The sequence below is a fragment of the Psychroflexus gondwanensis ACAM 44 genome, from assembly GCF_000355905.1.
Lineage (GTDB): Bacteria > Bacteroidota > Bacteroidia > Flavobacteriales > Flavobacteriaceae > Psychroflexus > Psychroflexus gondwanensis.
In genome coordinates this window covers 243,334-264,683 of the sequence record NZ_APLF01000004.1, presented here as the reverse complement: position 1 = coordinate 264,683, position 21,350 = coordinate 243,334, and the positions used below count along the sequence as shown (strand labels likewise).

Here is a 21,350-nt window from a genome sequence, read left to right as displayed (position 1 = left end):
TCTACTTATCTTTTATTAATTTTCTTCTTTAAAGGATTCAAATTCGCTACTTGTATTTTCTCTTGGCCAAACATTATTAGTAGTGTCTACATCTGCCGTTTCTGCATTTGGATCAACAGTCATTTTTACGATTTCCTTTTCAGAAAAAATAGCTTTTTTCACTTCAGAGTCGTTTTTTCTCCAGACTTGAACAGGATATTTAATAACTTCTGAAGTTCCATCGGCATATTGAAATTCTACAATAATCGGCATCACTAAGCCACCTGGTTTATTGAAAGTCACTTCATAAATATGCTTAGGCTGCTTCATCACATCAATCTCTTGTTGGGTGAAGTTATCCATAAGGTATTCTCTTAATTTTGGAGCTTGATCTAAAGGATCCCCATTTTTCATAGCTGCTTCAAAATCCTCACTATCTTCTGTCAACAGATAAACCGCATCTTTAGTTCTTGAATCATTTGCTGGATCATCTATACCATATCTACTTAGTAAAGCTTTACCTTCTGTAGTAGGATTGCTTGTAATAAAGTAGTTTTTAACATCATCGATGCCAATATCTACATAATCTGTAGTGTAAAACCATCCTCTCCAATACCAATCTAAGTCAACGGCAGAAGCATCTTCCATAGTTCTGAAAAAGTCCTCTGGAGTTGGATGTTTAAACATCCAACGTTGTGCAAAAGTTTTAAAAGAATAATCGAAAAGCTCATGACCCATAACGGTCTCTCTCAAAATATTAAGAGCTGTTGCTGGTTTCCCGTATGCATTATTTCCTAATTGGTACACTTGTTCTGGATTGGTCATGATTGGAGAGATATACTCTTGATTTCCTTTCATGTAATTAACCATTTTAGAAGGCTCACCACGTCTTGATGGGTATTTTTCGTAAATTTCTTCGTTTCCAGATAATATAGCAGGGTAGGTTTTTGCAAATTCTTGCTCAGATAAATACTGCATAAAAGTGTTAAGACCTTCATCCATCCATCCCCATTGTCTTTCGTCACTGTTGACGATCATAGGAAAAAAGTTGTGTCCAATTTCATGAATAATCACACTTACCATTCCGAATTTCGTACGATCTGAGATAAACCCATTTTCATCGGGTCTCCCGTAGTTCCAACAAATCATTGGATATTCCATTCCTTGGCTTTTCGCATGAACAGAAATTGCTTTGTGATAAGGATACTCAAAGGTATAGTTGCTGTAGGTTTCCAATGTACTAGCTACTGCGCGAGTCGACCATTCTTCCCATAAGGGATTCCCTTCTTTAGGGTAAAGGGAAACAGCCATAACATCTTTATCGCCAACCTTAACAGCCATCATGTCCCAAATAAATTTTCTTGAGGTAGCAAAACCAAAGTCTCTTACCATTTCGGCTTTAAACTCCCAAGTTTTAGTTTCAGTGGCATTCATTTTTTCGTTAGCAACGGCTTCTTCTTCTGTAACAATAACAACAGGTTTGTCGAAAGAGGTTTTTGCTTGTTCATATCGATCCAGCATAGTTTTGCTAAATACTTCTTTTCTATTCTGAAGTTTTCCGGTACCATCCAATATGTGATCTTCTGGAACAGTTATATTTACCTCATAATTACCAAATGGTAAAGCAAATTCTCCACTTCCCCAAAATTGGTAGTTTTGCCACCCTTCTTTGTCATTGTATACGGCCATTCTTGGGAAAAATTGAGCTATAACATAAGCTCTGTTATCGTCTTCTTCAAAATATTCGTATCCAGAACGTCCACTGTTTATCGTGTGGTTATTAATTAAATAATCCCACTCTATTGAAAATTCAAAAGATTTACCTGGCATAAGTGGTTCTGGCATTTCTACTCTCATCATCGTAAAATTAATGGTATGAGGAAGAGGTTGGCCATCCTTATGAACTTTTTTGATATTAAACCCACCATCAAAATCTGCTTTCATGTGAGAGTTCACAAAGCTTGGCGCAGGAGTTACAGGAGCAAATTCACTACTGTTACGCTCTTTAGCTGGGCTGTCTTTAGCTCTTATGTTTTGGTCTAACATGACCCATAAATACTCTAAGGCATCAGGAGAATTGTTGGTATAAGTAATGGTCTCCTTTCCGTAGAGCATAGTATTCTCATCATCTAAGGTAATGTCCATCTCATAATCTGCAGTATTTTGATAATACTGATGACCTGGAGCACCAGAAGCCGTTCTATAGACATTTGGCGTTGCAAATTCATCGTAAAGTTGTCTGAATTTGTTCTGGTTGGTATGTCCTTCTTGTTTTTCTTCCACTTTTTCTTCTTGAGAAAAGCCTGAAAAGGTGATGGATAAAACCGCTAAAAAAAGCGATGCATATTTAATTCTATTCATAATGTACTGTATTATTATACTTAAATTAAACTAGGGTTAAAATGTTATCGTTCGTTTTGAGAGTTTTTTTTCTAAAATAAAACTTTTTTTAAACTCTCCAGATTTGAAATGAATCATATTTTTTTGCTCCTCAAACAAATCTGTCAAAATTAAATTTTCAATAGTTATGGAGTTAAGCTTATCTATATTTTCAATTTCAATATATAAATAAACCATGTCATCCTCGTATTTCTTTCCTAAATACTTAAGGGTCAAAATATCACCCTTAGATTCTATAAAAAGTTTATCATTGATATATCTTTCAATGTAGACTTCAGTTTCTTTGACTTCTAAAGAGGGAATAAGTTTAAAATCTTTTTGATATCGTTTATTGAGAACATCTTCAAAATCATCTGTAAATACTCTAGATATAATTTGAAGATTTTGTTTTTCAGCAACATAATTTATATCGGTAACGCTAAGGTAGAATTCATGCACCTCTGTAGTTGTTGAGATAGAAAACCAAATGAAAAAAGTCAATAACACTTTCATTCTTCAAAATTTTTGAGCGCAATATAAGCAATTGCTTTTAGCTTTAATTCATCGATTAAGGCTAATGGATCTCCTTTATCCATGATAGAAACTGTACGCTTATCCTCCGCACAATAGTAGGCGAAGTCTTCAATATAAATTTCAGGAATATTTAAGTCGGCGGTTATCAAACTAGACGGGACAATTCTTAAGATTCTATTTTTATCAGTTTTAAGATTAGCAATGTCTATGCGTTGCTTTAGTTTTTTCATTTCTCCATTAAGCGACATAATAATAAAGTCTAGAGGGACACCTCCAGAACTCGAATAAGCAGCGCGTAATTCTCGTTCTACTTTAGGTAATTTTCGAGGGACTCTAAAACCAAACTGCCGCTGGTCAATAAAGTCAGTTTTTACTTGTTTAATGTCTTTGCTTAAGTCACCGGTAAGGTCATATTGTAAAATAGTGACCTCTTCCAATTCGTTCACCTGCATCTCCAGGAAAATGGAAGTGTTAGTTCTCAAATTGCTGTCTTCAACCTTTATGGTGTAGGTTTTATGTTGAAGAGAGGTAAATAATATGGAATCGCCTATTTGAGCCCTAATGTTATATTTCCCCTCTTTAGTGGACACTTGGCCAATTTCCTGAGTGATATTGATGATGTTAACTTGGTAAGTCTCCAAAGAATCTGCATAAATCTGACCCTTTATAAATTTTTCCTGCCCAAAGCTGAGTAGGGGTAAGATGAAAAGGAGGTAGAAGTAGGCTTTCAAATTAGTCTTCAGATTTAAATTCTTTAGATTTCTGAATCAAAAACCCGATCAAGTCCAATTCGTTACCTTTTTTTAACATATTCTTAGTTAGGCCTTTGTCTTCGACGTAGAAAATAAACTGGTTGATTTTATCTTCATCGATATTAAGATTTTCCTTAAAAAAGGAATCTTTATACATCTTCCTCACCATAACATCTACATTTTCTGGTAACCTATGGTCTTCAGTAACTTCTTTTGATGCTAAAATTGTTCTGAAAATATTAGCGATATTCAACCCGTTTTTAATAAATTGTTGTTCGGTATTAAGACTTTCATTTATAGTCTGAGTTCTTATATTGGGCTGGGTTCCATCAAAATCGTTCAAAATTGATTTTGAACCATCACCAGGGGCTTTATAGTAAGTTGTATTTACTTTCCTGGCGTCCACCTCAATATTGCCTTCCAGATCATAAGGCGATACTATCACTTCATCTAAGGTGTTGACCTCATCATTGATTTTGATGGTCAACTTCTTTTTTTTGATGATATTTTCATCTATAACCACCGTAAAATTTTGATATTGAATGGCTTCAAATCTTAAACGATCTCCTATCCTCACTAAAATCCCAAATTGACCGTATTGATTGGTAACCGTCCCTTTATCTGTATTTTGATTAATGATTTCAATTTGTGAAGCCTCTCCATCAACCGGGACTATAATTTCTCCTGCAACATAAACGCGATCACTAATTTGTGCAGTTAAAACTTGAATGAAAACGAGACAAAGGCTAGTAAAGATTAGTTTCATGTGATATTTTTTCACAATCTACTTAAAAAATCAGATACACAATCCTAATTTTGCTACTATTTTTTTGTTAACTCGGTTTACTACACATTATTTGTTGAAAGCATATGCAAGCAATCATAGCAAGTACATCCACTATTCACGGTAGCTCTTATTTAGAGTATTTATTACCAAGCCTTGAAACTCATTTTGCCGATGTTCAAGACGTTTTATTTATACCTTTTGCCAGACTAGGAGGCATTTCTCACGATGAATACACTGAAAAGGCTAAAGAGGGCCTAAAGCCTTGTGGGAAAGATGTAAGAGGTTTACACGAATTTGAAGACCCCATAAAAGCTATTGCGTCTGCTGAAGCTATTTTTGTTGGAGGTGGAAATACATTTTTACTTGTAAAACAGTTACATGAACTTGGATTGATGAACGTTTTGAGAACTGCTATTGATGCTGGTGCTAGCTATTTAGGAACGAGTGCTGGCAGTAATATTTGTGGGCTCACTATGCAAACGACCAACGATATGCCTATTGTTTACCCTCCTTCATTTAAAACTTTAGGCCTCTTTGATTTTAATATTAATCCACATTATATGGATACCGACTCAAACTCGACCCATAAAGGGGAAACACGTGAAATTAGAATTAAGGAATTTCAAAATTTAAATTCTGTAATAGTTGTAGGTTTGCGTGAAGGGAGTTGGTTAAAAGTAGCAGATGCCAAAATTACATTGGAAGGTGGCCTTCCTGCTCGTATTTTTGAACCTGGCCAACCCCCTTACGAAATAGATTCCAATGCTATTTTAAATTTCAATTAGATGGATTATCAAGCTATTTTAGACCGACTTCAGAAGGATTTTATTCCCGATACAGCTATGGGGAATGTAGCTAGTTATATACCAGAATTGTCTAAGGTTGATCCTCTGAAATTCGGGATTTATCTCTACGCTCACGATGGCTCATCCTATGAGTTTGGAGATAGCCAAGAAAAATTTTCCATTCAAAGTATTTCAAAAGTCTTCACTTTAACAATAGCTAAAGAACTGCTGGGGAAGGAGCTTTGGAAAAGGGTGAACGTTGAACCTTCAGGAACAGCTTTTAATTCACTTACAGAATTGGAAAGAGAAAAAGGTATCCCTCGTAATCCTTTTATAAATGCAGGATCTATAGTGGTTGCGGATGCTTTGTTAACTGTTCTCGATAATCCAAAAAAAGACCTTTTAAAATTCGTAAGAAAACTTTGCGGCAGTGAGGACATTCACTTCGATGAGTCTGTTGCCAGAAGTGAAAAAAAACATGGGTACCGAAACAAGGCTTTGGTCAATTACATGAAATCCCTTGGAAATATTACTAACGACACCGAAGATATACTGGATTTCTATTTTTACCAGTGCTCTTTAGCGATGACTTGCGACCAGCTTTCAAAAGCCTTTATGCTTTATGCCAATGAAGGCAAACATTTTAGAAGTCAGGAGCAAGTGATAGATCCTCAAAGTGTGAAGCGTATTAACGCCATTATGCAGACCTGCGGGTTTTACGATGAAGCAGGAGAATTTAGTTATCGAGTAGGCTTACCGGGAAAAAGTGGAGTAGGAGGTGGTATTGTTGCCGTTCATCCTCAACATTATTCGGTAACAGTTTGGAGCCCTATGCTCAATGACAAAGGAAATTCTGCACTAGGGATGAAGGTATTGGAAGACTTGACTACACTTACAGGATTGTCGATTTTTTAAAATCTTTATCTAAGATTTAAATTTTAATATTTCTTTGTTCAATTGGTTACCAGTATATTTGCAGTATGATTCAATTACCTTTATTTATTAGTGGCGGAGAAATAGCTTTTATCTTATTTATTTTGATAATGGTTTTTGGTGCGGATAAAATCCCTGAAATGGCTAGGTTTTTTGGTAAAACGATGAAGTCCTTCAGACATGCAACGGATGAGATTAAGACTGAAATCACCAAGCAAAAAAAGGAACACAATTTAGACTTCGACATCAAAAAAGATGTAGAAGAACATACCAAGACTTTGGAGTCCAAAACATCAAAATTGAAAGATGAAGTTGAAGATGCTATAGGTCCCATCAAACGTCGATTCTAATGGAAATCAATCCTATAAAATGGGATTGGGAATTAATGGTATTTCTAAATAACCTAAGTCCTGATGTATTAGATCCATTTTGGAGTTTTGTGACTTACACAAAACACTGGATACCCTTTTTCATACTTCTTATAGCTCTCTTTTTTTATAAGTCACCAGCTAAGAAAGGTGGGTTAGGTTTATTGTTTGTATTAGCCTGTGTAGGTTTAACTCATTTAATTACAGATTTCACCAAATCTTTGGTAATGAGAAGCAGGCCAAATACTGAAGAAGCGCTTTCAGAAGTTATTAAAGTTTTGTACGAGCCTTCCCACTTCAGTTTTTTCTCGGGTCATGCTTCCACATCCTTTGCAGCAACCGTCTTTATATTTTTAAGTCTCAAATCTAAATATAGATACCTAGGTCTTATTTTTATCTGGCCTATTTTGTTTTCATTAAGTAGAATTTTTGTAGGAGTCCATTTCCCGAGCGATGTTATAGTTGGTGGTGTAGTGGGAACTATCCTTGCAATTCTGTTTTATGAACTTTACAATTTTGCCTTAAAAAAATTAGTTCACGTAGGTAATTAAAAGGATGCTTAAAATGGCGATGCCAATCCCTATCCAATTCTTGGGACTTATCTTTTCTTTAAAACAGATGATTCCTAAAAGTGTCGATAGTAAAACAATCGAAACATTATTGATAATGAAAATACTAGAGCTATCCAGTCCATCGATTCTTAAGGCCAAGATGAAAAAATAGATCGAAAAATAGTTGGGAATTCCCAATAAAACCCCTCCTAAAATATCTTTCCAGCTAAATTTTGCTTTGCCCGAAAGTGTCCTAAATCCAAACACCATACTTCCAGTAAGACACGCAAATAAAAAAGTGTTGGCAGAAAATAAGGAGATTTCTGAATCTGGCACATAAGTGTTTTCCAAAAACTTAATACTGCTTTCTATAAGGCCACTTCCTAGAAAGACCAAAAGCGGAAAAATAAAGAACTTCATATCAATGCTTAACCCATCACGTCGTCTCACCGATACTAGATAGACGGACACCAATGCCATCAAAATGCCTATAATTTTGAGTGGGCCTAAAGGTTCATCATAATACACAATTACAAAAAGTACAGGAATAGCAACGCTCATTTTACTAGCTACAGAAACGACAGACATTCCCCCTTTTTGCGTGGTAATGACCATGAGAGAAAAGACCAGTATAAACATAACTCCCAAAGCCATTGAGCCATAAAACCAATCCTTTTGGGGCGTTTCTAGAAGTTCGCTTATAGATAACTGATCTTGTAGACTAAGTCCTAAAATAAAAGCAGTAAAGTAATTGACTATAAGCGCGTTGAGAGTTGTGATTTTATATTTTCCAAAGAGCTTAAAAGCGATATAAATAGCGCTAGAGGATAAAATGCTAAGGAGAAGAACAATCAAAATAAGTTAGATTTAATAGAGAATAAATCGACGACCTCTTCCTTTCCAGCTTGTAAATGCCAAGTATGAATCCCTAATATCTCAGCAGATAAAATATGATCTTGAGTATCATCTACAAACAAGGTCTCTTCGGGTAAAAGCTCGTTTTCACTAAGAACATATTCAAAAATATCTCTGTTTGGTTTTCGATGATGGATTTCATGAGACAGGTAAAATTGATCAAAACAGAACTTGAACTCTTCATAAATTGGAATGTTTGCTTTTACCCAATCGATATGCAGTGCATTGGTATTACTCAATAAAATAAGAGTATATTTTCCTGAGGCTTTTAGTTGTTTTAAAAATTCCAAACGTTCTGCAGGGAACTCAATTAAAATAGAATTCCAAGCCTCAATAAAAGCTTCTTTTGTTAATCCAGGAAAACAAGTGATATACTGCTGAATAAACTCTGAACTTGAGATCAGTCCTTTTTCATAACTAGCATTAACCATAATTAATTCCTCGCTTAGTTCAGCCACTTCATAAGACTCCATGTGCTTTTGTGTAGCCGACTTGTCTAGAGTAAGAAACACATCCCCAAAGTCAAAAATAATAGTCTTAATCATTTTGAAAATAATTGAGTTGATCGCCTTCTAGCCATTCAGTTCTTGTGGGTTTTAGGTCTAGCACGGGTCCTTTAAGGCCATCTTTTATTTCATTTTTCCCAATAAATACTCTAGCTTCATCCCATAGGTCACGATCAATAAAACTCTGTATAGTCTTGGCGCCCCCTTCTACAATTACCGATTGTAATCCCTTTTTATATAAATTGGACAAAATTTGTTCAGGTAGATTCCTTTCAAAGTCGAGGGCCTCAAAACTCAAATTGTCTTGATTTGCTTTAGTTAGTTTATAGTCATGAAATACGATAGTAGGTTGGGTGGTATCCCTTATAGCTAAGGAGCTTGGCAATTTTAAAGCTTTATCAATCACGACACGCGTTGGATTTTTACCCTCATAATGTCTTACATTCAATTTAGGATTATCCTTAAGTGCAGTTTGAGTCCCCACCAAAATGGCTTGCTCTTCGCTTCTCCATTTGTGCACTAGCTGTTGAGAATACGCATTGGTAATCCAAAAAATATCACCTTTCTGTTGTTCAGTTGGAGCAATAAAACCATGAGTGGTTTCAGCCCATTTTAAAATAACAAAGGGTCTTTGCTTTCTATGAAATGTAAAAAATCGCTTATTTAGCTCTTCGCACTCCTCTTCGCATACACCAACGGTTACGCTTCTTTTGGCCGCCAATAATTTTTTGATTCCCATTCCTGCCACTTTAGCAAATGGATCCAGAGTTCCTATAACAATTTTAGGAATTTTCTTTTCGATAATGAGATCACTACAGGGAGGCGTTTTTCCATAGTGACTGCAAGGCTCCAAAGTCACGTAAAGGACAGATTTTTTAAGTAAAGACTGGTCTTTTACAGAATTAATGGCCCTTACTTCAGCATGAGCATCTCCTGCTTTAATGTGCCATCCTTCGCCTATAACGCGCTCATTACAAACAATTACACAACCTACCAAAGGATTGGGGTATGTGGTGCCTAGGCCATTTGCGGCCAGTTCAAGGCATCTTTTGATGTAAAATTCATTTGTTTGCACGGTGTAAAAATAGAAAAAGACTCATGGATTCAACTTAAAATAATCATCCTTTTTATAAAGATAGTTTTCGCTGTTTTTTCTTTTGAATTTATAAGGCTTAGGCTTTAATTTTTCAAGATAGAGACACTTTAAACTTTTGAAATCTCTTAATTTAGCCTGTGGTTTTTAAACCAGATTGGAAGATCAATTACTTTTTAAAAATAATCACGTTCAACTGAAGCAAAACATGACTGATATATCAATTAGACCTATAGAACAAAAAGACAATGCGAAAGTAGCAGAAATGATACGCTATGTCTTGATAGAACAAGGTGCGCCCAAAGTCGGTACAGCTTATGAAGACAAAGCCTTGGACCAGCTTTTCGAAACTTACCAGAACGATAGAGCAGAGTATTTTGTACTTCTGGAAGGAGATGAAATCCTTGGCAGTGCAGGTATAGCTCCTTTAGAAAATGGAGAAAGTACAATCTGCGAACTCCAGAAAATGTATTTTCATCCTCAGGTAAGAGGAAGAGGCCTGGGGCAACAAATGATGCAGGTGTGCTTAAACTTTGCGAAAGAGCATCAGTATAATGAGTGCTATATAGAAACTTTACCAACGATGGAACCTGCTCAAAAATTATATAAAAAATCGGGTTTCGATTATATAGAAGAACGATTAGGAGATACAGGACATTATTCTTGTACGGTATTTATGAAGAAAAAATTAGTTTAAAGAATACACCCAATTTATGAAGAAAATAGCCATAATTGCCCACGATGGAAAGAAGCCAGAAATGGTCAATTTTATCAATAAAAATATTGAAAAACTTAAAAAAGCTAAGCTTATAGCTACAGGAACCACCGGTACTCACGTTGAAAACACGGGCCTTAGTGTAGAGAAAAAACTTTCGGGACCCATCGGTGGCGATGCCCAAATAGCAGCTTTAGCGGCGGAAAAAAAACTATCGATGATCCTTTTTTTTAGAGATCCCTTAGGTAAGCATCCTCACGAGCCAGATGTCCAGATGTTAATGAGAATTTGCGATGTCCATAACATTCCTATTGCCACCAATCCAGCAACAGCACAACTTCTTGTCGATGCTTATTTTAAGGATTAATCCTTCGGAATAGCTTTTAAAATAAGATCCATAATACTTTGTGGGCAACGCATGGGTCGTCTTGTTTTATGATCAACAAAAACGAGTATTGTTTGACCAAGAGTAAGGATTTCATTGTTTTGATTTCTGATTTCATAATCAAAAATAATCGATGCACTGGGTAGTGTATTTAAGATCGTCTTCACGCTTAAAATATTTCCAAATCTTGCCGGTTTTTTATAATCAATAGTCAATTTAGATAAGGGCAACATAATTCCTTTATCTTCCATTTCTTGGTAATGCATCCCCATTGTTCTTAACCAATCTACTCTAGCTTGTTCAAAATAAATGGGGTAGTTGGCATGATGCACAACTCCCATTTGATCGGTTTCCGCATACCTAACTTCAATAGAAGAGGAGGTAGAAATGGGCTTAATTAGTTTACTATTTTTGCTCAAAATTTAAGTTTTAACATCTCTATAAGTATATGTAAAAAAAAAGAAAACTTCCACCCAAATTCGATTTTTTTATTAAAAAGTTTGTTCACATATTTGTCCTTCGCAAGAAGAAAATCCATCTTGCAAAGAATAGAATACTAATTAAGATACTTTAAGTCTAACTATGTCAAAATCAGCAATTTCGGTTTGGGATAACTGTCTAACTTTTGTAAAGGACAATATCTCAGATCAGGCCTACAAAACCTGGTTTCAACCTATTAATGCTGTAAAGCTTAATGACAATGCCTTAAGTATTCAAGTTCCTTCAAAATTTTTTTACGAGTGGTTAGAAGAGCATTATGTGGATCTTTTAAAAGTTGCTTTGACCAAAGAAATAGGAAAAGGAGCAAAGTTGGTATACGTGATTCGTATGGAAAATGCTGAAGGCAACAGACAACCCTTCACAGAAAAAATACCAAGCACCCAACGTTCCAATGTTCACTCTCAATCTGTAGATTTTCCTTCTCGCCAAAAGAATCCAGAATTAAGAAATCCGTTCGTCATTCCAGGCATTCGTAACTTAAAAATTGATTCTCAGTTAAACTCAAATTATAGTTTCGATAATTTTCTGGAGGGAACCTCCAATAGGTTAGCGAGATCTGCAAGTCTTGCGGTGGCCAATAAACCTGGTGGAACTTCTTTTAATCCTTTGCTTATTTTTGGGGGAGTTGGTTTGGGAAAAACCCATTTAGCTCATGCCATAGGTTTGCAAGTCAAAGATAAATTTCCAGATAAAACTGTTCTTTATATTTCTGCCGATAAATTTACGCAGCAGCATATCGATGCAGTTTCCAAAAATAACAGAAACGATTTTATCCATTTTTATCAAGTCATAGATGTACTCATTGTAGATGATATCCAATTGATCTCCGGTAAAAAGGGAACGCAAGATGTGTTTTTTCACATTTTCAATCACTTGCATCAGAACGGTAAGCAAGTGATTTTAACCAGCGACAAGGCTCCTGTAGATATGCAAGATATACAGCAGAGACTGCTCTCCAGATTCAAGTGGGGACTTTCTGCAGAACTCGAGCAACCAGATTATGAAACGCGTATCAAAATTATAAAGAGTAAGCTTTATAATGATGGTGTAGAGATGGCCGATGAAATTCTAAATTATGTAGCTTCAAGAATCACCACCAATATTCGGGAGTTAGAAGGAGCTATCATATCTCTAATCGCACACTCCTCGTTTAGCAAAACAGAAATCACTATCGATCTTGCAGAGCAAATCGTAAAGAATTACGTCAAAAACAACAAGAAACCGATTTCTCTAGATGATATTCAAAATGTAGTTAGTGATTATTTCCATATCGAGATAGACGAGCTACAATCCAAGAGTAGAAAACGAAACGTTGTTCAGGCTAGGCAAATCGCCATGTATTTTGCTAAAGAAATAACCAAAACGTCGCTGACTAGTATTGGAAGACACATCGGACAAAGAGATCACTCTACGGTCTTGCATTCCTGTAAAATCGTGACCAATCTCCAAGAATCCGATAAGCAATACAGGAAATTCATCCAGGATCTTGAAATCAAATTTAAGCAGTTATGATTCGTGTCCTGATGGTATGCTTGGGTAACATTTGCCGATCTCCTTTGGCAGAAGGCCTCCTTAGATCTAAGCTAGACACTTCCATTTTCGAAATAGATTCTGCAGGGACTTCTACCTACCATCAAGGTTCTCTTCCAGACCAGCGCTCTATAGAAGTGGCCTCCAAATACGGCTTGGACATTACCAACCAAAAAAGTAGACCCTTTACAAAGAAAGATTTTCAAAGCTTTGATTATATTTATGTCATGGACTCATCCAATTATGAAGATGTTATTAACATGGCAGACAACAAAGAGGAAGAAGACAAAGTCAATTTAATTCTGAATACTATATATCCAGGCGAAAACCAAAGTGTACCAGATCCTTATCATGATTCCATTAATGGTTTTGAACAGGTGTATCACATGTTAGAAGAATCCTGTTCTGTTATTGCTTCAGAATTAGCATAATTTAATTTTTGATCAATTAATTACAGATGTATGGACAAAACACCTCCAAAAGGTAAACTTTATTTAATTCCTAATAGGCTTGGAGACTTGCCGCCCTTGGAAGTCCTCCCTCTGTCCATTCGTAAAGTCATCAATGAAATTGACCATTACATCGTTGAAAATGAAAAAGTTGCCAGACATTTTATAAAAAAAGTAGTGCCTTCCAAATCACAACCTAGCCTTGAGTTTCAGTTATTAAACAAATTCACTTCAGAACTTGAAATCCCAAACTTCCTTGATCCCTGCGAACAAGGCGTCAATATGGGACTGCTTTCCGACGCTGGTTGCCCTGGAGTTGCAGATCCAGGAGCTCAAGTGGTAGCTTTGGCTCACCAAAAAAACATCAAAGTGGTTCCTTTGGTAGGTCCATCTTCTATTTTATTGGCCTTAATGTCTAGCGGTCTTAATGGTCAAAACTTCACTTTTCACGGGTATTTACCTATCGATAACCAAGAGAGAAAGCATTTTGTAAAAAAAATCGAAAAGGCATCTATAGAGAATACTCAAGCTCAATTATTTATAGAAACGCCTTACAGGAACAATAAATTGCTCATCAGTCTTATCTCTACTTTACAGGCTTCCACTAGGATCTGTGTGGCAGTTGATTTGACGCTTTCTACGGAATTTATCAAAACACAAACCGCTGCAGAATGGAAGAAAATGTCTATTGATCTGCACAAGCGGCCAGCGATTTTTATCATTCAAGGCTAACAAAGTGACCTGAATCTATAATTCAACTTTATTTTGAAAGATGACGTTTTTAAAACCATTAACCGACCTGGTTCTGAAATCCTGTTTAAGGAGAAGGCTAGTAAGTTTTTCGCTTATTCTTTTCCTATTCTTTCAGAAACAGAGGTAGAAGCGGCCATCGATAGTTTGAAATCTAAGCACAGCAAGGCAGGGCATTTTTGTTATGCTTGGCAAATGGGAGAAAGCTACGAACACTTCCGAGTCAACGATGATGGTGAACCTTCCAATTCTGCAGGAATGCCAATACTGGGACAGCTACAAAATTTCGAAATGACCAATACTTTAGTAGTTGTAGTGAGGTATTTTGGAGGCACTAAGCTTGGCGTAGGTGGGCTGATTTCTGCCTATAAAACTGCTGCAAAGATGGCATTGGAATCTAGTAACATTATCACTAAAACCATCAATTTGGAGTTTGATGTGGTATGTGAATACGATAAAATGAATCTGGTGATGAGACTGGTCAAAGAATATGACTTGGATATTCTATCTCAAGACTTAAAACTCAACTGCAAATTTAAAATCAGTGTAAGGAAAAAAGAGTTTGAATCGATTTTTAAAAAATTTGACACTGTTTTTGGATTTCAAGTCTCTAGTGAACATAAACCCGAAGAAGAATGACTAACCTAAAGAATCTAAAGCAAGACTTTTTTATAGCTCTACAGCCCATTTATAATGAGGGAGAGGTTTCTAATTTCTTTAAGTGGTTGGCAGAAGACCTTTTGGATTTAAAAACTCACGATTTGCTTTTAGAATCTGAAGTGAACCTAGATTCCAAAAAGCTAGACGATTTTAAAAAGGCTCAAGCTCGACTTGAAGCACAAGAACCCATCCAATATATCTTAGGTTACGCTGAATTTTTTGGGCTGCGTTTTAGAGTCAATTCAAGTGTATTGATTCCAAGGCCAGAAACAGAAGAATTAGTAGAATGGATTTTAGAAGACCAGAAATCTTCAAAGTCTCAGTTGTCTATATTAGATTTAGGAACGGGGAGCGGTTGCATTCCTATCGCTTTAGCTAAGCATCTGCCTCAAGCTAAACTCAAGGCTTTAGATATATCAGTAGAAGCCTTAAAGCTAGCAGAATTAAATTCAGAAGATAATAACACCAGAATAGAGTATATTCAAGGGGATGTATTGATTTTGAAGTATTTGGCAGAGGGGATTGATATTGTGGTTTCCAATCCTCCTTATGTAAAATTCGATGAGCAAGCTCAAATGCAGGACAATGTTCTCAAAAACGAACCGCATCTGGCCTTATTTGTAAAGGATAACGATCCTTTAATTTTTTATAGAAAAATTGCAGAACTGACTTCCAAACTGACTAAAAGACCTTTAGTTTATGTGGAAATCAATCAATATTTAGCAGAAGAAACTCGCCAATTATTCAAAAGTTTTGGTTTTGAGTATGTTGAGATCAGGAAAGATTTCCGTGGAAATCACAGAATGCTAAAAGCCTATTAAAGTATGCTTATTAACAGATTTTCTGACTAGGAATCTGAAGAATTTAATTTAATTTTAAAGTCTAAACAAGGTATCTGCTTTTCAACCCTTAATTTACTGACTTTATGAGCACTCAAGACCAAATCGAAAATTTACGTCAAGAACTTCACCAGCATAATTACAACTACTATGTTTTGGATGCTCCAGAGATTTCTGACTATGATTTTGATATGAAGTTGAATGCGCTTCAAGAACTTGAAAAAGCTCACCCAGAATATAAGGATCCCAATTCGCCAACGATGCGAGTAGGTGGAGAGGTAACCAAAAACTTTACGACGGTAGTCCATGATTTCCCGATGTATTCTTTGTCCAATTCCTATTCTAAAGAAGACCTGCAAGAGTGGGAAACACGTATTCAAAAAATAATTGAAGAGCCTGTTGAATTCACTTGTGAACTGAAATACGACGGGGCTTCGATTAGTCTAACATATGAAGATGGAGAGTTTTTGAGAGCAGTAACTCGTGGAGATGGAACCCAAGGAGATGAGGTTACCCATAATGTCAAAACCATACGATCTGTTCCATTAAAATTGAAAGGGGATAATTATCCTGGCCGATTTGATATTCGTGGAGAAATCGTGTTACCCTATGAAGGCTTTGCTAAATTGAATGCAGAGCGAGTAGAGTTGGGAGAAGAACCTTATGCTAATCCTAGAAATACAGCTTCAGGAAGTTTGAAATTGCAAGACAGTGCAGAAGTCGCTAAGCGTCCTTTATTGTGTTTGCTTTATAATCTCACTGGAGATAATTTAGGGGTGAGCACCCAAATGGAAAGCTTAAACAAGTCTAGAGAGTGGGGATTCAATGTTCCTAAAGAAGCTCAGGTCGCCAAATCGATTGATGAGGTATTTGCTTACATCAACTATTGGGATGAACACCGACGTGATTTACCTTACGAAACCGATGGTGTGGTCGTTAAGGTGAACAATTTGCAACATCAAGAAGAACTTGGGTACACGGCCAAATCTCCTCGATGGGCCATGGCCTACAAGTTCAAAGCAGAACAAGTGTCAACCACTTTAAATGAGATCACCTATCAAGTGGGTAGAACAGGAGCAATTACCCCTGTCGCCAATCTCGATCCTGTGCAATTGGCAGGAACTACTGTAAAAAGGGCTTCACTTCACAATGCAGACCAGATCGAAAAACTAGACATCAGAGAAGGAGACGTGGTTTTTGTAGAAAAAGGGGGAGAGATTATTCCCAAAATCATCGGTGTAGATTTTAAAGAACGCGACCCGGAGTCTTCCGAGCCTACGGTATACTTAAAAGAATGTCCTGAGTGTGAAACGCCTTTAGAAAGGAAGGAGGGAGAAGCCTTGCACTTTTGCCCAAATACCGAGGGGTGTCCTCCTCAAATTATAGGTAGGATACAGCATTTTATTTCTCGAAAGGCTATGGATATAGAAGGGCTTGGTGGCGAAACGGTGGCGCTATTGGTAAGGGAAAATTTAATTGAGGATTACGCCGACTTATATACCTTAAGTAAAGAAGATATTCTTCCTTTGGAACGTATGGCAGAAAAGTCTGCCGAAAATTTAATTAAGGGTGTTGAAGCTTCAAAAGATATTCCTTTCGAGCGGGTGCTTTACGGTCTTGGTATTCGGTTTGTTGGAGAAACTGTAGCTAAAAAGCTTGTGAAAGCTTTCAAAAGTATAGATGTACTGGCTTTTGCAAGTTTAGAAAACCTGGTAGCTGTAGACGAAATAGGAGAACGCATAGCACAAAGTGTCGTTGACTTTTTTAACGATGATGCTAATAAATTTCGCATCGACCGTTTAAGAAGCTATGGTCTTAATCTCGAAATTTCTGAAGAAGAATTGGAGGGGCAAAGTAGTAAGTTAATAGATCTTACCTTAGTGATTTCAGGAGTCTTCCAAAAAGTCTCGCGTAAAGAACTTCAAGACCTTATCGAAAAGCATGGGGGTAAAAATACCAGCTCTATTTCTAAGAAAACAGATTACTTGATTGCTGGAGAAAACATGGGGCCTAGCAAGCGAACTAAAGCTGAAAATCTAGGGGTAAAGATTATCACTGAAGAGGAGTTTTTGACAATGGTTGGCGAATAATCTATGACTGATTCTAGACTTGCATCACCAAACTCTTTTGTTCTTTTAGCTCTTTATCATCAAAGTAAAAATCAATACGACCTACGTTTATACCTGCCCAACCTACTTGGTTGACCAATACTATTTTGCCTTCTGCATTTTCAATAGCAGTAGGCTTATCCAAAAAGGTATGAGTATGTCCTCCTATAATAAGGTCAATATCTTTGGTTTGTGCAGCGAGCTTTAAATCATCAATCTTATCAGACTTATAGCTATAGCCCAAATGCGATAGGCAAATTACGATATCGCAGTTGAGATCTTGTTTTAAAATTTTGATCTGCTCTTGAGCTATTTCAACGGGATCTAGGTATTTTGTTTCTTTATACAAATCTTTAGAAACCAATCCATCGAGTTCAATGCCGAGGGCAAAAACGCCAATAGTTAAGCCATCGACTTCATAAATTTGATGCGATTTGACGAGTCCATATAGGATTGTATTTTTCAAATCGTAATTGGCATTAAGCATATCGAAATCCGCATATTCAAGTTGAGCGGCAATATTATCAATCCCATTATCAAATTCATGATTACCAATTGTGGAGGCATGATACCCCATTTTACTCATGAGTTTAAATTCTAGTTCACCACCATAAAAATTGAAGTACGGTGTTCCTTGAAAGGAATCTCCAGCATCCAAAATTAAGGTGTTTGGGTTTTCTGCCTTTACTTTTTGAATATAGCTATACCGTCTTGAAACTCCGCCAAGATCGGGATACTTACTATCATTCTCAGGAAAAGGATCAATATGGCTATGCACATCGTTAGTATGTAAAATAGTGAGGTGTTTGGTAAAGGGTTTGGATTGAAAAGCGCTCAATAAACCAATTCCACCAACTGCTGTAAATGTTGTTGCTGCCCCCGTTGTTTTTATGAATTTTGATCGTTTCATAACGCTAGTTTTCGAGTTTAGTAAAGCGATTATCCTGTTTTGGAGCTATAGTATCTTTCTTCTTAAAATAATCTATAAACAAGTTTCTTAACTTATAATCCAAAGAGTGTACGCTTTTTGATTTTTTGAAGAATTCCATATGGTCTCCGCCTTTTATGAGGTAGTCGGAAGTGGCGACGTAGTAACTTTTATTCTGAATGTGTTCCCCATTCACTTTCACCTCTTTAAGAAGGCCTTCAGCATTTAGTGTAATTTGAAGACCAGCGATGGGGTGAGCGACTTTATTTTTAACTAAATAATTTACCAACGCTTTAAGTTCTTCTGAAGCTAATTCAGCAACAGCTACTTCATTTTCAAAAGGCATTATATTATAAGCGGTTCTTGTGGTTACCTCTCCAGCATTGATCCCAGAACGAATTCCGCCGTAATTTAAGATTACAACATCTATTTTATGACCAGTTCGTTTTTCAAAAATGGGATTGGCCATTTCAAGAACAGCATCAGACATCATATTTCCTAAAGGAGTGTTTAACTGTGCATCCGATTTGAACATGGCTTTTGGGGTATAGGACAAAACGGCACTCATTTCTTCTTGGATACGTTCTCTGTATGGTGAGATAAAGTCTTCAAGCTCTTTATTTTTTTCTATCGAATCTGAAATTTGTACCTGTTCCCCATTTGTCTTAACAAGAATAGTAGGAGATTTTGTGCAGGAGCAAATTGAAATGCTTATTAAAATAAGAATTAAAAACTGACGCATAAGGATAGATTTGGGTGTAAATATAATGAGTTTATTAAATTTGAACGTATGGTAAAAGATAATTATAGCCTTGGGTTTGCTAGTGAATTATTTAGCATTTTATAAACAGACTTGAGTGTTAAAGTTTAGTATTTTTAGGCTTTTCAAAACCAATCTATGGAAATCCCCTTATTAAAAGAAATTGTCATTGTCTTAGGTATCTCCATTGTCATCATTTTGGCGTTTCAAAAGATAAAGGTGCCTTCTATTCTTGGGTTTTTGATGGCGGGAATAATTGTAGGCCCTAGTGCATTCAATTTATTGAGCTCGACACATGAAGTAGAATTACTTTCAGAAATCGGAATAATTTTTCTCCTCTTTATCATTGGTATAGAGCTTTCTTTTAGCGGACTCATGAAAATCCGAAAGACCGTTTTTGTAGGAGGAGGGCTTCAAGTGGGAGGAACAATATTGATAACGGCTTTGATCTGTATAGCGCTAGGTGTTGAAATTAATACAGCTGTGTTTATAGGATTTTTAATTTCTCTTAGTAGTACAGCTATTGTTCTCAAGATGCTTCAGGAAAAAGGAGAAATCGAATCTCCTCACGGTAGAGTGGCTCTAGGGATTCTGATTTTTCAAGATATAATTGTTGTTCCGATGATGTTATTAACCCCCATTTTGGCAGGGAAATCTGATAATATTGGGGAAACCTTACTCATTCTATTAGTAAAGCTAATAGGCGTTGGGGTGGTGGTGTTTTTGCTTCAAAGGTATATAGTTCCGTTTGTTTTCAAATTAGTCGTTAAATCCAAGAATAGAGAGTTGTTTATACTAACCACAATCGTCTTTTGTTTTTCTGTGGCTTGGTTAACGTCTTCTATTGGACTCTCTTTGGCGCTTGGGGCATTTTTCGCAGGTTTAATTATCTCTGAGTCAGAATATAGCCATCAAGCTACAGCTAACGTTTTACCGTTTCGAGAAATCTTTATCAGTTTCTTTTTTATCTCCGTGGGCTCATTGCTAGATCTGTCTTTTTTTATAAATAATGTCGTTTATATCTTGCTCTTTGTGCTTGCGGTCCTTGTCATCAAAATGCTAGTGGTCGCTGTGGTGACGTTCATTTTAAAAACTCAACCGCGAACTACTTTTATGTCTGCATTGAGTATTTTTCAAGTTGGAGAATTCTCTCTTTTACTTTCTACGGTGGGTCTTCAAAACGACTTACTGCCCAATGAATTATATCAATACTTCTTATCCGTTTCTATTATTACCATGGCCTTAACGCCGTTCATTCTTCAAAAATCTCATAAATTTTCAGATTTTTTACTCAAAGCTGCCATTCCTAAAGGCGTAAGGAAACGGCTCAATAATAGAAAGCTAGAGCAAAGTAGTAGTGAAGTAGATCAGGTGCAGGAGTGGTCAGACCACGTGGTTATTATTGGATATGGAATTAATGGCCAAAATATCTCTAGAGTGACCTCCCATATCGATATCCCTTATGTGATTGTGGATATGGATTACGATGCCATAGCAGAGGCCAAACGAAAAAACCAACCCATTGTTTTTGGAGATGCAGCAGATCCAGAAATTCTTAAGCATATCAATATTCAAAAAGCTAGGGTAGTGGTGATAGCAATCTCCGATCCTAGTGCGACCAAAAAGATTATCTCTTCCGTAAGGTTATTTTCTCAAACTGTTTATATCATTGTAAGAACACGGTTTGTAAAAGAAATAGACGAAAATATGAAAATAGGGGCAGATGAGGTTATTCCTGAAGAGTTTGAAACTTCTATCGAAATTTTTACACGAGTGCTTAAACAATATATGATTACACAAAGCGATATTGAGAATATTGTCACCAGTATAAGATCATCCGACTATCAAATGCTTACCAGTATAAAACCAACGTCCAAGAATGCGATGTTTCAACAATTAAATATCCCAAATAAAGAGGTGGCAACGCTTCATGTGCAACATGGTGATAATGATATTGCAGGTAAATCTATAATGGATTCTGGTATGGGCCAAAAATATAATGTTACTGTTTTGGCTATTAAACGCGGACGAAAATATATTTCTGAGATCCAGCCTAATACCAAAATTGAAATTGATGATTTGGTTTATATTTTTGGAACATCCAAAGACATCAATGCTTTAAATAAAGTGATAAAATTTTAAA

At 36.3% G+C, this 21,350-nt stretch carries 23 protein-coding genes; 13 read left to right on the top strand and 10 right to left on the bottom strand.

Going from position 1 to position 21,350, the window contains the following annotated elements; all coding sequences use genetic code 11:
- Positions 1-15 precede the first annotated feature (15 nt).
- From PGOND44_RS04975 to PGOND44_RS04960, 4 genes are read right to left on the bottom strand one after another with little or no spacing between them, the layout of a single operon-like run.
- Positions 16-2,340 (bottom strand): M1 family metallopeptidase, encoded by a 2,325-nt coding sequence (locus PGOND44_RS04975; RefSeq protein WP_003437432.1) that lies wholly within the window; start codon positions 2,338-2,340, stop codon positions 16-18.
- A gap of 36 nt (positions 2,341-2,376) precedes the next feature.
- Entirely contained in the window at positions 2,377-2,871 is a 495-nt protein-coding gene (locus PGOND44_RS04970; RefSeq protein ID WP_003437430.1) for a DUF6702 family protein, read from the bottom strand.
- The gene (locus tag PGOND44_RS04965) at positions 2,868-3,623 is read right to left on the bottom strand and encodes a hypothetical protein (RefSeq protein WP_003437429.1); all 756 of its coding nucleotides are present in this window, start codon (positions 3,621-3,623) and stop codon (positions 2,868-2,870) included. Before PGOND44_RS04965 ends, PGOND44_RS04970 begins: the two co-directional genes overlap by 4 nt.
- Before the next feature lies 1 nt (position 3,624).
- Entirely contained in the window at positions 3,625-4,410 is a 786-nt protein-coding gene (locus tag PGOND44_RS04960; protein ID WP_003437427.1) for a hypothetical protein, read from the bottom strand.
- A 104-nt stretch (positions 4,411-4,514) separates the two neighbouring features.
- On the opposite strand from PGOND44_RS04960, the gene pepE reads away from it, so the two are divergent.
- The 4 genes from pepE to PGOND44_RS04940 all read left to right on the top strand — a co-directional run bounded on the left by pepE (position 4,515) and on the right by PGOND44_RS04940 (position 7,068).
- Entirely contained in the window at positions 4,515-5,216 is a 702-nt protein-coding gene (gene pepE / locus PGOND44_RS04955; RefSeq protein WP_003437425.1) for a dipeptidase PepE, read from the top strand.
- On the top strand, positions 5,217-6,131 hold the full coding sequence (locus PGOND44_RS04950) for a glutaminase (protein WP_003437424.1): 915 nt from the start codon (positions 5,217-5,219) through the stop codon (positions 6,129-6,131).
- Positions 6,132-6,196: 65 nt separating this feature from the next.
- A complete protein-coding gene (locus tag PGOND44_RS04945) occupies positions 6,197-6,499 on the top strand; it encodes a Sec-independent protein translocase subunit TatA/TatB (protein WP_003437422.1) in 303 nt (100 codons plus the stop codon).
- Positions 6,499-7,068 (top strand): phosphatase PAP2 family protein, encoded by a 570-nt coding sequence (locus tag PGOND44_RS04940; RefSeq protein ID WP_003437421.1) that lies wholly within the window; start codon positions 6,499-6,501, stop codon positions 7,066-7,068. The genes PGOND44_RS04945 and PGOND44_RS04940 overlap by 1 nt, the downstream gene beginning before the upstream one ends.
- Here PGOND44_RS04940 and PGOND44_RS04935 read toward each other — a convergent pair.
- From PGOND44_RS04935 to ribD, 3 genes are read right to left on the bottom strand one after another with little or no spacing between them, the layout of a single operon-like run.
- Positions 7,048-7,923, bottom strand: coding sequence for an EamA family transporter (locus PGOND44_RS04935; protein WP_003437412.1), 876 nt, complete (start codon positions 7,921-7,923; stop codon positions 7,048-7,050). The two genes, PGOND44_RS04940 and PGOND44_RS04935, sit on opposite strands and share 21 nt — an antisense overlap.
- The gene (locus PGOND44_RS04930) at positions 7,920-8,528 is read right to left on the bottom strand and encodes an HAD family hydrolase (protein WP_003437410.1); all 609 of its coding nucleotides are present in this window, start codon (positions 8,526-8,528) and stop codon (positions 7,920-7,922) included. The genes PGOND44_RS04935 and PGOND44_RS04930 overlap by 4 nt, the downstream gene beginning before the upstream one ends.
- Positions 8,521-9,564: a bifunctional diaminohydroxyphosphoribosylaminopyrimidine deaminase/5-amino-6-(5-phosphoribosylamino)uracil reductase RibD gene (gene ribD, locus PGOND44_RS04925; RefSeq protein WP_003437407.1), complete on the bottom strand. Its 1,044-nt coding sequence runs from the start codon at positions 9,562-9,564 to the stop codon at positions 8,521-8,523. Before ribD ends, PGOND44_RS04930 begins: the two co-directional genes overlap by 8 nt.
- A 226-nt stretch (positions 9,565-9,790) precedes the next feature.
- Between ribD and PGOND44_RS04920 the strand changes: the two genes are divergently transcribed.
- Positions 9,791-10,279: a GNAT family N-acetyltransferase gene (locus PGOND44_RS04920; protein ID WP_040555829.1), complete on the top strand. Its 489-nt coding sequence runs from the start codon at positions 9,791-9,793 to the stop codon at positions 10,277-10,279.
- Positions 10,280-10,295: 16 nt separating this feature from the next.
- The gene (locus PGOND44_RS04915) at positions 10,296-10,664 is read left to right on the top strand and encodes a methylglyoxal synthase (RefSeq protein ID WP_003437401.1); all 369 of its coding nucleotides are present in this window, start codon (positions 10,296-10,298) and stop codon (positions 10,662-10,664) included.
- On the opposite strand, the gene PGOND44_RS04910 is transcribed toward PGOND44_RS04915, so the two are convergent.
- Positions 10,661-11,101 (bottom strand): acyl-CoA thioesterase, encoded by a 441-nt coding sequence (locus PGOND44_RS04910; protein WP_003437399.1) that lies wholly within the window; start codon positions 11,099-11,101, stop codon positions 10,661-10,663. The genes PGOND44_RS04915 and PGOND44_RS04910 overlap by 4 nt on opposite strands.
- Positions 11,102-11,264: 163 nt before the next feature.
- Between PGOND44_RS04910 and dnaA the strand changes: the two genes are divergently transcribed.
- The 6 genes from dnaA to ligA all read left to right on the top strand — a co-directional run bounded on the left by dnaA (position 11,265) and on the right by ligA (position 17,501).
- Positions 11,265-12,695, top strand: a complete 1,431-nt coding sequence (gene dnaA / locus PGOND44_RS04905; protein ID WP_003437396.1) for a chromosomal replication initiator protein DnaA — start codon at positions 11,265-11,267, stop codon at positions 12,693-12,695.
- On the top strand, positions 12,692-13,144 hold the full coding sequence (locus tag PGOND44_RS04900; protein WP_003437393.1) for a low molecular weight protein-tyrosine-phosphatase: 453 nt from the start codon (positions 12,692-12,694) through the stop codon (positions 13,142-13,144). Before dnaA ends, PGOND44_RS04900 begins: the two co-directional genes overlap by 4 nt.
- Before the next feature lie 30 nt (positions 13,145-13,174).
- Positions 13,175-13,894 (top strand): SAM-dependent methyltransferase, encoded by a 720-nt coding sequence (locus PGOND44_RS04895; protein WP_003437391.1) that lies wholly within the window; start codon positions 13,175-13,177, stop codon positions 13,892-13,894.
- Between the two features lie 33 nt (positions 13,895-13,927).
- The gene (locus PGOND44_RS04890; RefSeq protein ID WP_003437389.1) at positions 13,928-14,551 is read left to right on the top strand and encodes an IMPACT family protein; all 624 of its coding nucleotides are present in this window, start codon (positions 13,928-13,930) and stop codon (positions 14,549-14,551) included.
- Positions 14,548-15,393 carry a peptide chain release factor N(5)-glutamine methyltransferase gene (gene prmC, locus PGOND44_RS04885; protein ID WP_003437387.1) on the top strand — a complete coding sequence of 282 codons (846 nt, stop codon included), beginning with the start codon at positions 14,548-14,550 and terminating at the stop codon, positions 15,391-15,393. Before PGOND44_RS04890 ends, prmC begins: the two co-directional genes overlap by 4 nt.
- Positions 15,394-15,497: 104 nt before the next feature.
- The gene (gene ligA / locus PGOND44_RS04880; protein ID WP_003437385.1) at positions 15,498-17,501 is read left to right on the top strand and encodes an NAD-dependent DNA ligase LigA; all 2,004 of its coding nucleotides are present in this window, start codon (positions 15,498-15,500) and stop codon (positions 17,499-17,501) included.
- A gap of 13 nt (positions 17,502-17,514) precedes the next feature.
- Here ligA and PGOND44_RS04875 read toward each other — a convergent pair whose 3' ends face one another.
- Both PGOND44_RS04875 and PGOND44_RS04870 read right to left on the bottom strand, forming a co-directional pair.
- Positions 17,515-18,429, bottom strand: a complete 915-nt coding sequence (locus PGOND44_RS04875) for a bifunctional metallophosphatase/5'-nucleotidase (RefSeq protein WP_003437383.1) — start codon at positions 18,427-18,429, stop codon at positions 17,515-17,517.
- Between the two features lie 4 nt (positions 18,430-18,433).
- Positions 18,434-19,189: a 5'-nucleotidase C-terminal domain-containing protein gene (locus tag PGOND44_RS04870; protein ID WP_003437381.1), complete on the bottom strand. Its 756-nt coding sequence runs from the start codon at positions 19,187-19,189 to the stop codon at positions 18,434-18,436.
- Between the two features lie 156 nt (positions 19,190-19,345).
- Between PGOND44_RS04870 and PGOND44_RS04865 the strand changes: the two genes are divergently transcribed.
- Positions 19,346-21,349, top strand: a complete 2,004-nt coding sequence (locus PGOND44_RS04865; RefSeq protein WP_003437379.1) for a monovalent cation:proton antiporter family protein — start codon at positions 19,346-19,348, stop codon at positions 21,347-21,349.
- Position 21,350 lies beyond the last annotated feature (1 nt).

Bases quoted from the DNA above. Each gene is read 5' to 3' on its own strand.
- PGOND44_RS04950 (WP_003437424.1), top strand. From the start codon at position 5,217: ATGGATTATCAAGCTATTTTAGACCGACTTCAGAAGGATTTTATTCCC.
- prmC (WP_003437387.1), top strand. From the start codon at position 14,548: ATGACTAACCTAAAGAATCTAAAGCAAGACTTTTTTATAGCTCTACAG.
- PGOND44_RS04975 (WP_003437432.1), bottom strand. From the start codon at position 2,340: ATGAATAGAATTAAATATGCATCGCTTTTTTTAGCGGTTTTATCCATC.
- PGOND44_RS04895 (WP_003437391.1), top strand. From the start codon at position 13,175: ATGGACAAAACACCTCCAAAAGGTAAACTTTATTTAATTCCTAATAGG.
- PGOND44_RS04960 (WP_003437427.1), bottom strand. From the start codon at position 4,410: ATGAAACTAATCTTTACTAGCCTTTGTCTCGTTTTCATTCAAGTTTTA.
- PGOND44_RS04930 (WP_003437410.1), bottom strand. From the start codon at position 8,528: ATGATTAAGACTATTATTTTTGACTTTGGGGATGTGTTTCTTACTCTA.
- PGOND44_RS04875 (WP_003437383.1), bottom strand. From the start codon at position 18,429: ATGAAACGATCAAAATTCATAAAAACAACGGGGGCAGCAACAACATTT.
- PGOND44_RS04940 (WP_003437421.1), top strand. From the start codon at position 6,499: ATGGAAATCAATCCTATAAAATGGGATTGGGAATTAATGGTATTTCTA.
- PGOND44_RS04915 (WP_003437401.1), top strand. From the start codon at position 10,296: ATGAAGAAAATAGCCATAATTGCCCACGATGGAAAGAAGCCAGAAATG.
- ligA (WP_003437385.1), top strand. From the start codon at position 15,498: ATGAGCACTCAAGACCAAATCGAAAATTTACGTCAAGAACTTCACCAG.
- PGOND44_RS04865 (WP_003437379.1), top strand. From the start codon at position 19,346: ATGGAAATCCCCTTATTAAAAGAAATTGTCATTGTCTTAGGTATCTCC.
- dnaA (WP_003437396.1), top strand. From the start codon at position 11,265: ATGTCAAAATCAGCAATTTCGGTTTGGGATAACTGTCTAACTTTTGTA.
- PGOND44_RS04970 (WP_003437430.1), bottom strand. From the start codon at position 2,871: ATGAAAGTGTTATTGACTTTTTTCATTTGGTTTTCTATCTCAACAACT.
- PGOND44_RS04900 (WP_003437393.1), top strand. From the start codon at position 12,692: ATGATTCGTGTCCTGATGGTATGCTTGGGTAACATTTGCCGATCTCCT.
- PGOND44_RS04920 (WP_040555829.1), top strand. From the start codon at position 9,791: ATGACTGATATATCAATTAGACCTATAGAACAAAAAGACAATGCGAAA.
- pepE (WP_003437425.1), top strand. From the start codon at position 4,515: ATGCAAGCAATCATAGCAAGTACATCCACTATTCACGGTAGCTCTTAT.
- PGOND44_RS04945 (WP_003437422.1), top strand. From the start codon at position 6,197: ATGATTCAATTACCTTTATTTATTAGTGGCGGAGAAATAGCTTTTATC.
- PGOND44_RS04870 (WP_003437381.1), bottom strand. From the start codon at position 19,189: ATGCGTCAGTTTTTAATTCTTATTTTAATAAGCATTTCAATTTGCTCC.